The 14,682-nt window shown below is 37.1% G+C and carries 11 protein-coding genes; all 11 read left to right on the top strand.

The features are described 5' to 3' along the window. The first annotated feature begins 5 nt into the window (after positions 1-5). The gene (locus L2764_RS12880) at positions 6-1,463 is read left to right on the top strand and encodes a TrkH family potassium uptake protein (RefSeq protein WP_248940664.1); all 1,458 of its coding nucleotides are present in this window, start codon (positions 6-8) and stop codon (positions 1,461-1,463) included. Positions 1,464-1,481: 18 nt separating this feature from the next. Then, a complete protein-coding gene (gene hemG, locus L2764_RS12875; RefSeq protein WP_248940663.1) occupies positions 1,482-2,009 on the top strand; it encodes a menaquinone-dependent protoporphyrinogen IX dehydrogenase in 528 nt (175 codons plus the stop codon). A gap of 403 nt (positions 2,010-2,412) precedes the next feature. After that, a complete protein-coding gene (locus L2764_RS12870) occupies positions 2,413-3,723 on the top strand; it encodes a short-chain fatty acid transporter (protein WP_248940662.1) in 1,311 nt (436 codons plus the stop codon). Positions 3,724-4,574: 851 nt separating this feature from the next. Further along, positions 4,575-6,668, top strand: a complete 2,094-nt coding sequence (locus tag L2764_RS12865; RefSeq protein WP_248940661.1) for an urea transporter — start codon at positions 4,575-4,577, stop codon at positions 6,666-6,668. Positions 6,669-6,692: 24 nt separating this feature from the next. Continuing rightward, positions 6,693-7,421: a tetratricopeptide repeat protein gene (locus L2764_RS12860; protein WP_248940660.1), complete on the top strand. Its 729-nt coding sequence runs from the start codon at positions 6,693-6,695 to the stop codon at positions 7,419-7,421. 9 nt (positions 7,422-7,430) lie between these two features. After that, positions 7,431-10,169: an aminotransferase class I/II-fold pyridoxal phosphate-dependent enzyme gene (locus L2764_RS12855; protein WP_248940659.1), complete on the top strand. Its 2,739-nt coding sequence runs from the start codon at positions 7,431-7,433 to the stop codon at positions 10,167-10,169. Positions 10,170-10,194: 25 nt separating this feature from the next. Further along, positions 10,195-11,727, top strand: coding sequence for a hypothetical protein (locus L2764_RS12850; RefSeq protein WP_248940658.1), 1,533 nt, complete (start codon positions 10,195-10,197; stop codon positions 11,725-11,727). Beyond that, the gene (locus L2764_RS12845; RefSeq protein WP_248940657.1) at positions 11,724-12,704 is read left to right on the top strand and encodes a C45 family autoproteolytic acyltransferase/hydrolase; all 981 of its coding nucleotides are present in this window, start codon (positions 11,724-11,726) and stop codon (positions 12,702-12,704) included. The genes L2764_RS12850 and L2764_RS12845 overlap by 4 nt, the downstream gene beginning before the upstream one ends. Beyond that, complete coding sequence (locus L2764_RS12840; RefSeq protein ID WP_248940656.1) at positions 12,689-13,579, top strand: hypothetical protein; 891 nt, start codon at positions 12,689-12,691, stop codon at positions 13,577-13,579. Before L2764_RS12845 ends, L2764_RS12840 begins: the two co-directional genes overlap by 16 nt. Positions 13,580-13,605: 26 nt before the next feature. Then, on the top strand, positions 13,606-14,295 hold the full coding sequence (locus tag L2764_RS12835) for a tetratricopeptide repeat protein (protein WP_248940655.1): 690 nt from the start codon (positions 13,606-13,608) through the stop codon (positions 14,293-14,295). Positions 14,296-14,512: 217 nt separating this feature from the next. Next, positions 14,513-14,682, top strand: a 170-nt coding sequence (locus L2764_RS12830) for a helix-turn-helix domain-containing protein (protein ID WP_248940687.1), incomplete at its 3' end; no start/stop codon positions are given.

Genomic DNA, 14,682 nt, shown 5'->3' with positions numbered 1-14,682 from the left:
AATGAATGCAATATAGAACAATTATAAGAATCACAGGCTTGCTCATCGGACTCTTTTCTTTGTCTTTGCTCCCTTCAGCATGTGTTGCCGTTATTTATAAAGATGGTGGCGGAATGGCATTTATTAAGGCCTTTATGCTTAGCATTATCTTTGGTTTTATACTTTGGTATCCCAATCGTCACTATAAGAAAGAATTGAAAACCAGAGAGGGGTTCTTACTGGTAGTACTTTTTTGGGTGGTGCTAGGATCTATAGGGGCGGTGCCCTTTATTTTTACGAGTCAACCTAATTTAAGTCTCACTGATAGTTTTTTTGAATCATTCTCAGCATTAACGACGACGGGGGCGACAGTGATCGTGGGGCTCGACGTATTACCTAAAGCCATTTTATTTTATCGGCATTTATTACAATGGTTAGGAGGGATGGGGATCATTGTTTTAGCCGTTGCGATCCTGCCGATTTTGGGCGTTGGTGGAATGCAGTTGTATCGAGCCGAAATGCCCGGTCCTGTAAAAGATAATAAAATGACCCCAAGAATTGCCGAAACAGCAAAAGCCCTATGGTATATCTATGTGTCATTAACGATAGCGTGTGCATTATGTTATCGGTTCGCAGGAATGGATATGTTTGATGCTATTTGTCACTCATTTTCGACCATTGCTATTGGCGGATTTTCTACTCATGATGCCAGTATTGGCTATTACAATAGTACGGCTGTGAACATGACCTGTGTGGTGTTTTTATTGATTGCAGCATTAAATTTTAGTTTACATTTTGCTGCTTTTTCTCGTCGCGGAATGAATTTGCGCGTTTACTTTAAGGATGCAGAGTTTAAGGCTTTGATATTAATACAGTTGTTTCTGGTTGCGATAACATTCATTACCCTGATGAAAAGTGGATTGTATGATTCAAAGGAAGAAACGTTAGATTATGCCGTTTTTCAGGCGGTTTCAATTTCAACCACGGCAGGCTTTAGCATTGAAAGCTTTCATGTGTGGCCGCTTTTTTTACCGATCCTGCTTATTTTTTCTAGTTTTATTGGTGGGAGCGGGGGATCTACTGCGGGTGGGATCAAAGTGATCCGAGTTGTTTTATTATTATTACAAGGCTCTAGGGAGTTAAAGCGTCTAGTGCATCCAAGGGGACTTTTTTCGATTAAATTGAGCGGTAAAGCACTGCCAGATAGAGTCATCGATGCCATTTGGGGATTCTTTTCAGCTTATGCATTAGTCTTCGTCGTGTGTATGCTGATTTTAATGGGGTTAGGGCTCGATAATGTGACAGCTTTTAGTGCGACGGCAGCTTGTTTGAATAACTTAGGTCCAGGGCTTGGAGAGGTGGCAAGCAATTATGCGAGTATTAATGATGGTTCTAAGTGGGTTTTGATCGTGGCGATGCTATTTGGGCGGTTAGAGGTCTTTACTTTACTGGTGTTGTTTACGCCCACATTTTGGCGTAACTAATAAAATATAGGTTTATTTATGAGTCAAACACTCGTTATTTATTCTACTGTTGATGGTCAAACCAAGGCTATTTGTCAGAAAATAAAAGAGATTAATGTTCAAATGGGACATGATGTGACTTTAGTTCCTCTTACTGAAGCCAAAAAGATGATATTAAATGATTTTGATAAAATACTCATTGGTGCCAGTATTCGCTATGGTAAGCATAGAGCTGAGCTTTATTCATTTATTGATGAAAATTATGAAGTATTAGCCAGTAAAGTCAGTGGCTTCTTTACAGTCAATGTCGTCGCGAGAAAGCCGGGTAAAAATACCCCAGAGACTAATCCATACATGATTAAATTTTTGCAGTTGTCTTCATGGAGACCCCGCTTATTAGGCGTTTTTGCGGGTAAAATTGATTATCCAAAGTACGGTTTTTTTGATCGATTTATGATCCGGTTCATCATGAAGGTGACAAAGGGTCCGACCGATACAAAAGGGACGTTTGAATTTACTGATTGGGAGCAAGTTAACCGTTTTGCAGAGGATTTTTCAAAGCAATAATGGATACATTGATTCATGCTTAAGCATTAAATTGTCACTACATCCTGACTCATATTTTCTTTATGGCATTTTAAAGTGTGAAGAAAATATTTTGATTTGTAAAATCAATTCTGCGTCTTTTAAGTGGACCATTTCCACCTGGATCCTGCACCGTCAATGAGGGGGGGGGCTATTTTTATCTCGTGTCTTTATCCGCTCTCTATTTTTGATCGATGTCATTTTTGTTCGCTTGTGTATAAGTCTCTTTTTGAGCCTGTATCCAATGGGGGATTTTATTTTTAAAATTGACATGATGAGCAGTGTTAGCTTTTTTTTGGCTGTTTTTCATATCAATATTGAGTGAAAATCATAAGTCACTCTTTCTGACTTTGCGAGTGTTAATTACTCTTCACTGGGGATAACTATGTTAACTAATGCAGCTAGACCACTAGTAAAACTGGTCGATCGCTATTTACCTGATCCGTATATTTTTGTGTTAATTCTTAGTCTAGTTGTGATTATAGCCGCTATTGTTTTTGAACAAAAATCCCTAATTGAAGTGATTGAATATTGGGGTAATGGTTTTTGGGGCTTGTTGACGTTTTCAATGCAAATGCTCCTAGTGCTCATTGTTGGTTTTATTTTAGCGAGTAGCCCATTGATAAAAAAAGGGCTCAATGGTATTGCTTGTTTAGCGAAGACAGCACCTCAAGCCATACTCTTAGTCACTTTTGTTTCTTTGTTTGCGAGTTGGATTAATTGGGGGTTTGGACTTGTTGTCGGTGTTTTATTTGCTAAAGCCCTTGCTCGTAAAGTGAAAGTAGATTATCGATTGCTTATCGCGAGCGTATATTCTGGGTTTTTAGTTTGGCACGGGGGCTTGTCGGGGTCTATTCCGTTAACGATTGCTACGCCGGGGAATTTTTCCGAATCATCAATTGGGATCATCAGTACCAGTGAGACTATTTTTTCTGGTTTTAATTTAGCATTAGTGGGCATTTTATTTATTGTTGTTCCTTTGGTTAATCGTGGGATGATGCCTAAGGAAGAAGACTGCTTTTTTATCGATGAAGATAAACTGATAGAGAAAGATATCACACCTGTGGATATCACTCGTCCTGCGGAACGCTTAGAAAATAGTCGAGTATTGGCTTATTTAATCGGTGCTGCGGGGTTGGTTTATTTGGGTTATTACTTTTTTTTTCAGGGAGGAGGGATTAATTTAAATATTATTAATTTCTTATTTCTTTCTGTTGCGATTATTTTACATAAAACACCCAGAAGTTTGTTGGATAGCCTTAATGAAGCTGTAAAAGGGGGCGCGGGGATCATTATACAATTTCCTTTTTATGCTGGCATTATGGCTGTTATGACCCACTCTGGGTTGGCCGTCAGTATTTCTCAAGGATTTGTCGCTATTGCTGATGCGGAGACGTTACCTTTTTGGAGTTTTTTAAGTGCTGGGGTTGTGAATATGTTTGTTCCCTCTGGCGGGGGTCAGTGGGCTGTGCAAGCCCCGGTTGTGTTGCCAGTAGCGAAATTGCTTAATGCCGATATTGCGCGGGTAGCGATGGGAGTGGCTTGGGGGGATGCTTGGACTAATATGATCCAACCTTTCTGGGCATTACCTATTCTAGCGATTGCGGGCTTAAAGGCTCGAGATATTATGGGGTTTTGTTTGATGCAGTTAATTATTTCAGGCTTCATTATTAGTATTGCGTTAACTTGGTTTTGATCTGGCTAAGGTTACGCAGGGCAGTGGCCTACAACAAAAAGAAAAGTCTATCGCTTACAGCAATCGATCCTGATATAGCCGTGATACTTCAAGATGCAGGATTCAGCTGGGATTAAAAGCTTGGTGGTTCGCGGATGTTTGACGTTAATAGTGATTCTATATCGAAAGTATTTATGGCTATTTTTTTACTGCGTCATCGCCGACCCCATGGATAATGGGGAAGGTAGAACGACGTTTGAACCTAAGTCGAGAACAAAGACACTTCAAAAGCTCTGCCTTGTATAAATAATCTGAACTCAGTTTAAGTCGCGTCGCTTAATCCCACTATTTTTGCCCTTATCTGTGTGCTGGAATTCTTAGTAATAGCAGGCTATTACTAAGAGTTCTCCTCTTTATATCGACAATAATGCCAGCACTCAGCAGGAAGTGAATGGGTTTTAAATGAGGCGCTTAGATATTTAATTTGACTTAACTCTGGTTGGCCGTAATTTAATCTCGATTATCATAAAAGTAAAAAGATATCAAAAAGTGACTTTAATTTTCAGTTAAAATTCTTTTTTTTCATGAGGATATGGGAATTGTGAGGGTTATTAATTTGGATGGTAACTGTATAATTATTTTGAAATTAAAAGTACAGTTACAGTATTTAATTAACTTAATAATCCTAATTTATAATAATAAAAAACAATCATTTAAACTCTTCCGATAGGCTTGACGGTTCTTGACGTTAGTTTTTTTTGCTTTACTTAATTGATATTGAGAATCACTTCTATAAGGAATATTGTCTCTGCATTATATTTAGCCTTCTTAATATTCTGAAAAGAAGTTATTCGAGATGATAAAGAAACAAAATGATAACTATTGATATTAAAAAATGGCGTTTGCCTGCTTATATGGACTCGATGTTGAATAGTTATTCTGATGTTTTTTTTATTCGAGGAAAAGCATCTGGAATATTGCTTTTTATTGTGGGGCTCATTAATTACAATACTGCATTGTCGGGGTTGTTTTCTATTATTGTTGCTTATGCATTTGCTTACTTTATTGGATTCAATAAAGAGTATTTGAAGTCCGGCTTTTATACTTACAATCCTTTATTATCTGGTTTGGCTATCGGATACTTGTTTGAGATAAATATACTGACATTAAGTATCATTGCGATGGCCAGTATTTTATCATTTTTATTAACAGTTTTTCTTGCTAATATATTTTATCATTATTTAGGCCTCCAAGTTCTTAGTATTCCTTTTGTCATTATTAGTAGTTTAGTCTATCTAGCAAGTGCAAGATTGAGTAATCTATATGTAAAAGGGCTATACACTAGTACAATTTATAATGACTTTGTTTTTTTACCTGGGTTTGTTAATGCATTTTTTAAATCTATGGGATCTATTGTGTTTATGCCTAATGTTATTACGGGAGTACTAATTTCAGGGTTGATATTATTTAAATCTCGGCTGGTATTGATGTTGGCTATATTAGGGTTTTTATTAGGTTGTGGAATAAACTCATTATTTAATGGTTCATGGGAACAATCATTAAATAATATGAATAACTTTAACTATATTCTTATAGCGATCGCCATTGGTTGTGTCTTTAATATCCCATCACCTAAAAGTTTAATTTTGGCGGCTATTGGTGTCGCCTTATCGACATTATTAATCAATGCTGTCAATGTGTTTTGGGCTCAATATGGGATCCCTGTTTTTACCTTACCCTTTACGCTTATCACGTTATCTTTTGTCTATGTATTAGGCGTTGTGGGTTACCCTCTAAGACCTACTGTATTTCGTTCCAGCCCAGAAGAAACATTAGATCATTACTTAACGGCTAAAGATCGTTTTGCAAATACTTTTATTACCTTATCTTTGCCTTTTTCTGGAGTTTGGTCTGTTTGGCAAGGGTTTAACGGACAGTGGACACATCAAGGTTTTTGGCGTTATGCTTATGATTTTGTCATTACTGATGAGGCTAATAATACCTATAAAAATAAGGGCACTCGATTAGAAGATTATTATGCTTTTGGTCAACCGGTATTATCACCTGTTCGTGGGCGAGTGATTAAAGTGGTGACACACTTAATGGATAATCCAATAGGCGCTGTTGATACCATTAATAATTGGGGAAACTTGATTATTATTCATGATGAGCGCGGTTATTTTGTTGAAATATCACATTTTGCAAAAGAGAGTATTATTGTGTTTGAAGGTCAGTGGGTTGAACCTGGGGCTCACTTAGGTTCATGTGGTAACTCAGGATATTCACCTCAACCTCATATACATCTTCAGGTGCAAGCGACGGCCTTTATGGGTTCAGAGACATTACCTTTCACTTTTGTTCACTATCGAAAAGAAGATCAATACCATGCTCATGGCTTACCTGATGAATCGGCTTTGGTGAGTTCGGTCTTACCGACAGCTTTTCATGAACAATTAACGACTTTTATTTTGGATGAGACATTAACTTATAGCGTGTATAAGGATGGCGAAAAAATAGATGAAGTGACTTTTGTTGTCAGAATGGCACCGGATAGTACTTTTTATTTCTCTAGAGGCGATGCTAAGTTATATTTTGGAAAATATGCAGGGACTTTCTTTATCTATCATTTGGAGGGGAATGATCCTTATTTGAAGTGTATTTATCTTGCACTACCGTCTGTTCCACTGACTTATCAACGTAAACTATGTTGGAGTGATAATATATCTAACATGACTTTCCTCGGCTACTTTAATGGTGGCTTGAGTGCGTTTTTAAATGCATTTAGTCCTTCAAAAATATCGACTAAAGCCCATTATAAATTTGTTTCTGAAACACAAATAGAAGGTTGTGTTTATAATGATTTTTTCAAAATAAAAAATACAACAAAAATAGAGCTTGATGCTTATTTGAAATTCAAGTCAGTGAAAGTCGATAATATAGAGTTGAAACGTCAGTCTAATTATTAATTAACGTTCTAGGATATTTTAAAAATGAAATATGTACGCTGTATCTCAACGGCAATAATCTTATTGTTTTTAAGTTTTAATGCTAATGCTGCTAATGCTGCTAATGCTGCTAATGCTGCTAATGCTGCTAATGCTGCTAATGCTGCTAATGCTGCTAATGCTGCTAATGCAGCTAATGCTGCTAATGATGAATCTCAAAAGTTGTCTTATTTTAAATCCTATAGCTATGAGAGGGTAGGGGATTATAAGAATGCGATAAATAGTTTGAGTACACTTTATAATAAATCACCAAAGGATTATATTTTAAATTTGAGGTTTGGTTATTTGTATTATCTTCAAGGAAACTTCGCCAATTCGAAGTTCCATTATTTGGCAGCTAAAAAAATATATCCTGATGCATTCTCTCCTCAACTAGGAATGATGAGAATATCAAATATAAAGGAATACTTTGATAGTACTGAAGAAATAGGTTATTCCATTATAAAAAAAGATTTATATAATTATTATGCAAATTTATATTTAAGTTATGCATTAAGACAGAATAAAAAATACGACACTGCTGCAGAGATAGATAAGAAAATGTTAGATGTTTACCCTGATGATACGACTTTTTTACTTGAATATGGTTTATTAAAGTTTCAACAAAAAGATTATAAAAAGACAAAAGAGATTTTATCCTTATTACTTGTTCTTGAACCTGAAAATGTTTCTGCAAAAGAAGTCTTGTCTCAAATCAGTCAGTTTAAAGGGTGATAATATTTTATGCGTCATCAAATTGAAAATAATGGTTTAACGGCGTTTGATATTGAAGCCAAAAGGCTTGAAAGCTGGCGATTAATGGATTGTCTATCTGAATATTGCGAGCAATCTCATGCTTGTGAAAATTTAACGAGTATAGAAAGTGTATTATCATATCTTTTTGAAATTGAACGGTTTTGGGCATATCCCGGTTATGGTGTCATGTTGCAGTTGAAACATTATTTTCATACTCGCCAATTTGAATTGTTCTATCAGCTTTGTCATAACACTTATGGACAATTACAAACATTAGAATATAGACGTCAGAGCTTTGTGCCTTTTAAAACGAATCTATCCGATCTCGATCGCCCCATTGTTATTGATGATACTGAATTACAAGGGAAAGGGAGTCGTCGCTCAATCACTAAAACCTATTTCGAGGTATTAGTGATTCATCCTAATCCGGCTGATTACGAAGCTATTTATCGTAATAGTTTAGCGATGTATAAGTCAGAAAGAGATGAGTTCATTTATGATATTTTACTTGTTAGCAGCGCTGAAGATGCACTGGTAGCCATTTTAGCAAACCCCAGTATTCAAGCGTGTGTATACGTGTACGGCTATCAAATAAATAGTGTTTTTGATACTTTTAATGAAGAATATGCTGACTTCATCAATCACTATATTGATTTAAATAAGATTTTAGAAGAACCGCTCACGGGGTTAAAAACGGCTTTACAAACGTTAAGGCCTGAAGTGTCTCATTATATGATCAGTGAACTGGCACTTGTTGGTATCGATGCAAGGATCCGAGAGCAGTTTGATCGCGTACTGTTTCATGTGGAGCCTTTTCAAGAATTACATCACACTATTTTAAGTGGTATTAGAGATCGATATTCGACGCCTTTTTTCGATGCGTTAAGAACGTACAGTAAAAAACCCAAGGGAGTATTTCATGCTTTGCCTTTGTCTAGAGGGCAGTCGTTAAAGGATTCTCATTGGATCACTGACATGTTGCATTTTTATGGTGCAAATACGTTTCTTGCTGAGACGTCTTCAACTCAAGGTGGAATGGACTCTTTATTGGATCCTAAAGGAGCGATTAAACAGGCTCACTTTAAAGCGTCGAGAGCCTTTCGATCAAAAGAAACCTACTTCGTCACTAATGGGACTTCAACGTCGAATAAAATTGTGATGCAGGCGAATTTAGAGCCTGGGGATATTGTCTTAACAGCGGCTGATTGTCATAAGTCAATTCCTTACGCCATTATGCTGTCTGGGGCCTACCCACTATTTTTAGAAACCTATCCGCTTAATGAGTTAGATTTATATGGTGCCGTCCCCTTAAAGCGTATTAAAAAAGTATTGTTGGATTTACGCAAGCAAGGACAGTTGCACCGGGTTAAACAGATCACCCTGACAAATTCAACTTTTGATGGGGTTATTTATAATACAAAACGTTATATGTTGGATATTTTAGCCATTAAGCCAGATATTATTTTTCATTGGGATGAGGCTTGGTTTGCTTTTGCTTATTTTAATCCCCTATATGAACATCGAACGGCAATGAGTGTGGCTAATTTTCTCAAAACCTCATTACATCAAGCTGACTATCAAGGAGAGTATCAAGTATGGCTGAAAGAATATGGTGATATTCTTGCGAGTGATGAAGAGGAGGATCATGATTTATTAGTCAACATTCCTCTTATGCCTGATCCTGAATTGGTTAAAGTGAGAGTGTATTCGACACAATCAACGCATAAAACATTAACGTCTTTTAGGCAGGGGTCAATGTTGCATATTTTTGATGAACAATATAACAAAGAATTGTTTCTTGAAGCATATCGTATGCATACGTCCACATCGCCTAACTATCAAATTATCGCATCACTCGATGCGGGTAGACGTCAAGTCAGTTTAGAAGGCTATGAGAGAGTCAAACGTGCTATTCGACTGGCCACTCAATTACGACAAAGAATATCTCAACATACTGTATTAAAGCAATATTTTTCAGTGTTAGGCGATGATGCGCTTATTCCTACGGAATATAGAGATCTGAGCCCGCAAGCTGATAATAGCCGTTTATCTCAAGATATAACGAGCCATTGTTATCGCTATGCTGATATGCCTAAAACTTGGGGGCAGTCTGATTTTGTTGTTGATCCAACTAAAGTGACGGTTGATATTAGTAAGACGGGAATGGATGGCACTATTTTTCGAGAATTATTGATCAATAAATATGATATTCAAGTTAATAAAACATCGAGAAAAACGGTTCTCTTTATTGTTAATATTGGGGCTAATGATTCAACCATTGATTATTTGATTAAAGTATTAAGTGAGATTGCCAATCGTTTATCTGATTCTGAGTTAAGCGGGCAAGCAAGTGATTCGGTTCAGTCTGAGCAGGTTATTAGTTTACCTTTACATCGGGATTATCATGATGCTTTTGTGCCTTATTCGGGGGAACATTTTTCCACTGTCGATATGCGCCGCGCTTATTATGCCGCTTTTGATGAGCAACAAATAGAATTTGTTCCAGTCGATACCGATATGATTAAACAAGTTATGAATGAGTGCAAGTTAGTTTCGGCCTCTTTTGTGACACCTTATCCTCCCGGTTTTCCTGTTCTCGTGCCTGGCCAAATGATCACTTACGATATTTTATTGTATTTGCAAAAAATGCGAATAAAAGAAATTCACGGTTACAACCCTGCAGTGGGACTAAAAGTCTTTACTCAAGGTTATCTCGAGTCCCTATAATATTTTTTAGAAGTAAAGGTTAAGTATGAGTGTTAATGCTAAGATCCGTTCGATTGATGACGTTAAAAACTATTTTGCTACATTAGATACACCTCATTATTTTATTAGCTCAACCAATTTTAATTTGATGAATTTAGAACAATGGGTGAAGCATTGGACCAATATTAACTTCATTGACTGTTATGATAAATCAAATGATAGCGTCATGTTACCCAGTAAAGTGGGGACACCTGTCTTTGACAGTATAGAGTCAGTGAATGATTTTTTATTGGGTCATAAAGATGTGGTGAGTCAAATTGAAAAAGATAAATCGAATTGGCAAGCGTTAGAGACACAAGATCCTCAAGCGAAAGCATTATTTTTATTTTTTGATAGAACGTTGGAAGAAACGTGTCGCTCACTTGATTTACAAGTGTGCCTGCCTCCGAACCATTTAGTGAAAAAAATAGATAATAAGATCACGACGACAGAAATTGGTAATCAAGCCGGTGTTGCGAGTGTGCCTAATGCATTAGAGAAAGTCAGTAGCTATGAGATGTTAAGGGCTATTGCGGATGAGCATCAGTTAGGTGAGCGTTTAGTGGTACAAAGTGCTTATGGTGATTCAGGTAAAACGACTTATTTTATCTCAAATGAGTCTGAATATGAAAAGGTTGCTGAAGAAATAGAATCTGAAGAACAAGTCAAAATAATGAAGCAGATCCGCTGTGCTGGAACGGCCATAGAGGCTTGTGCAACACGAGCAGGGACATTTGTGGGCCCTTTAATGACGGAATTAGTCGGTTTATCAGCCCTAACGCCTTACCAAGGAGGTTGGTGTGGCAATGAGCTCTATCAAGAGGCCTTTTCTGATTCCATTCGTCATCAAGCACAACAAATGACTGAGAACTTAGGCAATACACTCTATGAGAGGGGATATAAAGGTTATTTTGAAGTCGATTACCTCATTGATTTGGATACAGGTGATTTGTATTTAGGTGAGCTGAATCCTCGGATCACAGGGATCAGTGCGATGACAAATATGTCCGATTTTTGTTATAAAACCGTGCCATTATTTTTATTTCATTTATTAGAATATTCCGATATAGCGTTTGATATAAACCCTAGTGAGTATAATCAATTAGCCTTAAAAGAGGGGGCTATTTCCACTAGCGGACAAGTAATTTTTAAATATACTCATTCAGGTTTAAAAATCATTACCGCCGCTCCAGAATCAGGTGTTTATAAGCTTGTTGGTGATGAATTAACGCTTATGGCTAAACATCATGATAGACGTCAAGCATTGGCTGAAGATGAAGTGTTCATTATGCGTATTATGGGCTCTGCTGAATATGCTTATAAGGGGGCAGATCTGGCGATTGTGTTTACTCACTTTAGATTACAATCAGCAGAAAAAGAGTTGACCGGTAGCGCTGCAAAATTAATTGATGCCTTGCAAGCACGTTTTACCTATAGAGAGTTAACAGAAGAAGAGGAAATACTGGTTGAACGTTACAATTCGAGTAGTTCACTTAAAGGGGCCTCTTACGCGGATAGTGATATCGAGGATGCGTCATGAATCCGAACAGAGCCAAACGTTTTCAATTCATAGATGAAGATAAACCGAGTGTGAAGTGGCTGGCTTTTTATAACGAAGCAAAAGGCAGTTACAAGCAATGGTTTTTAAAAGAAGGAGAGTTAAATCGTCCTTCTTTTATGAGTTGTAAGAATGCCTTACAAGAACATATGCCTGAATTGTTACCTCTCTGGGAGCATTTGTTAGCGTTGACTAAAGCGGATGATATTGATGCTAGGTTATTGAGTTTTTATTGCCCAACGCCTTATGTGAGCGGAGGTTCTCAGGCGGTATGGATGCGTTACAATCCTGTGTTGGTCAAAAATTTTGATAATTCTCCTGAATTATTTGAAGCACGCATTCTAAAAAGCTGCTGGGATCAGACGCAAGTGATTGCGTCAACTGATGGGCTTTGGGGCGTGCTTGATGGAATGAATGAACATGGTTTATCCGTATCATGGTCTTTTGGTGGGCGAAGCCGTACGGGGAAAGGATTTAGTATTTCTATCATTTTAAGATACATTTTAGAGTACTGTAAAACGACCGAAGAAGCGGTGGCCGTATTACGGCGAATTCCCGTTAATTTGACTTATAATGTAACCTTGCTAGATGCTAATTTTAATATAAAAACCGTTGAGTTATCGCCATTCATTGCACCAATAGTATCTCATATCCCATTAGCCGTGAATCATCAGGGGGGATTTGAGCTATCTAATTATGCGATGTTTTCAAATTCTCATGAGCGTAAACAAGAGTTGATTGAAAAGCTTTATGATCCACTGGTCACCATAGATTCTTTCATTAATGCATTTGAATATGCCCCACTTTTTTCTACCGATTACGATCATGGCTTAGGGACATTGTATACTGCTATTTATAATCCGCAGTTGAAAGCGATGGAATTCAGATGGCCATATTATATAAAACAATATCAATCGTTTAATAATTTTGAAGAGAAAGAGTTATGGATTACCTATTAAGGCGCTTAGTGGGTAGTTTTATGGTGTTGATAGGAGCTGGTATGCCTGTTAGTGCTGATGAAATACCTTGGTCTGGAGAGATCGCAGTAAGCTATTTAACGGGGATCTATAGTGGTGACACCATAAAAGATGACTTAAATGGCTATGGTATTAAAAGTAAATTTAAATACTTAGATGATTATGATATCAGTGTAGGCTATAGCCGATCAGGGATTGCTTTTGATAGTGATGATTACAACAATACTTTATATCAAGATGCCTTTCAATTTGAAGTCTCGAGTCATTATTTCGTTGATTCTGTGAATGGCACACTCACACCGAGTGTGCAATTTTCTAAAATTGGCGGCAATTTATCTGACAGTGCTTTGGGGGGCTTAACGTATATGGGCGGCATTCTCCGCTACATGAGCTATGAGCAAAATCTGTATGGCGATATTCATTATTCAAAATCAGATTATGATTTAAATATAGAAGTATATCAATATGATATATCTGTTGGGGGCAGTTTGTTTGGCCCAGCGAATTGGGGGCAAGTTAGGTTATATGACATTGAAAGCCAGTCTTTTGATCGGCGTTACTTTTCTGCTGACTTTTTGGTTAAACATTGGTTATCTGCTTATTCTTTGTTATCGCCAGATAATATTTATTTTGCTTTTACCTTAGGAGATAGATTGTTAGCTGTCGATCCCGATACGTTAGTTATTGCTAATTTAAGTCAGATACAAAAGCAATATATTAGGGCGGGGGCTGAATGGGCGTTGCCGAATCAAAGCCATTTATCGCTGGCGTTAGCTTATAGTGAATATGAACTGTCGACTTCAGGCAGTGATTATAGTGGTACGTTTCTATTCTTACAATACTCTAAAAAATGGTGATGTAACATACAGTTATGAATAAAAAAATGTCAGCTTTAATTTTGCTCATTTTATCTTTTCATTGTTGGTCTGTAGAACAAGACTGGAGTGCTTCATATTTATTTGAATCCCAAGGTCTTTATGATAAAGCCATTGAGGCTATTCGTTTACCTGAGACAGAATTGAACGGATCTAGTTTGGTTGTGAATATTGATATGCAACAGTTTCAGAATGGCAATAAAGCGGAAACGGTTGAATGGGTCTCGCAGATGGAATCGATATTATCAACCTATGAATTTACCTTGATGCGTATTGCTTGGCTACATTATCAAAAAAGAGATTATAGCCAGTCGATTGATGAATATCGAAAAGTGATCAAGTTGAACCCTGAATCTATTGATGCTCAAATTGCTTTGTTGTCACCGTTAAGTCGGTTAAATCGTTGGAAAGAAGTGGCCATGGTTTCGTGCCAAGTCATTGAGTCTAGTCCTTTGTCTTATCAGGCACATTTGTTTTTAATGCAAGCTCGCGAAAAAAACAAGAATTGGACGGCGTTAGAAGATGAAGCGAGAATACTCATCGTTAAATTTCCAACGGCTGTTGATCCTTGGGTGTATTTAGGTCGTGCTTTACAGCATCAACATAAAATAGGTGATGCGATTAATGCTTATCAACAGGTGTTAGTGAGATATCCTAATAATATGGAAGCATTACGCTATTTACAGAGTCAGTCTTAGTTTTACGCTGTTTTACATTTTAATGTGAAACCTAAAGAGGAGGAGGGTATCAAATTAAATTGAACATTCCTTTTAAGCGATCGAGATTGATATTATGAAAAAAGAATTATTGATAGTAGTTCTTAGATTGCCATAATAACCGACACACTTTGGTATAGAAAAGAGGGTTAGCTGCCTATAAGCTTCAATCTCTCACAAAATCGGCCAAGGCTCTCAAATGAAAAACCAATATAAGCAACTAACCTTAAAAGAAAGATACCAGATTGAAACGCTAAATAAACGAAATCTAAGCGGCAGAAGTATTGCTAAACACTTAAAACGAAGTAATAAAGCTATCTCTAATGAGTTGCAACGCTGTGTTCATGGTCATTACTGTGGGGAGACGGC

The organism is Shewanella surugensis, assembly GCF_023284005.1.
GTDB classification, from domain to species: Bacteria; Pseudomonadota; Gammaproteobacteria; order Enterobacterales; family Shewanellaceae; genus Shewanella; species Shewanella surugensis.
Note: the sequence above shows the minus strand (reverse complement) of the source record. Positions and strands in the feature narration are given on the sequence as shown.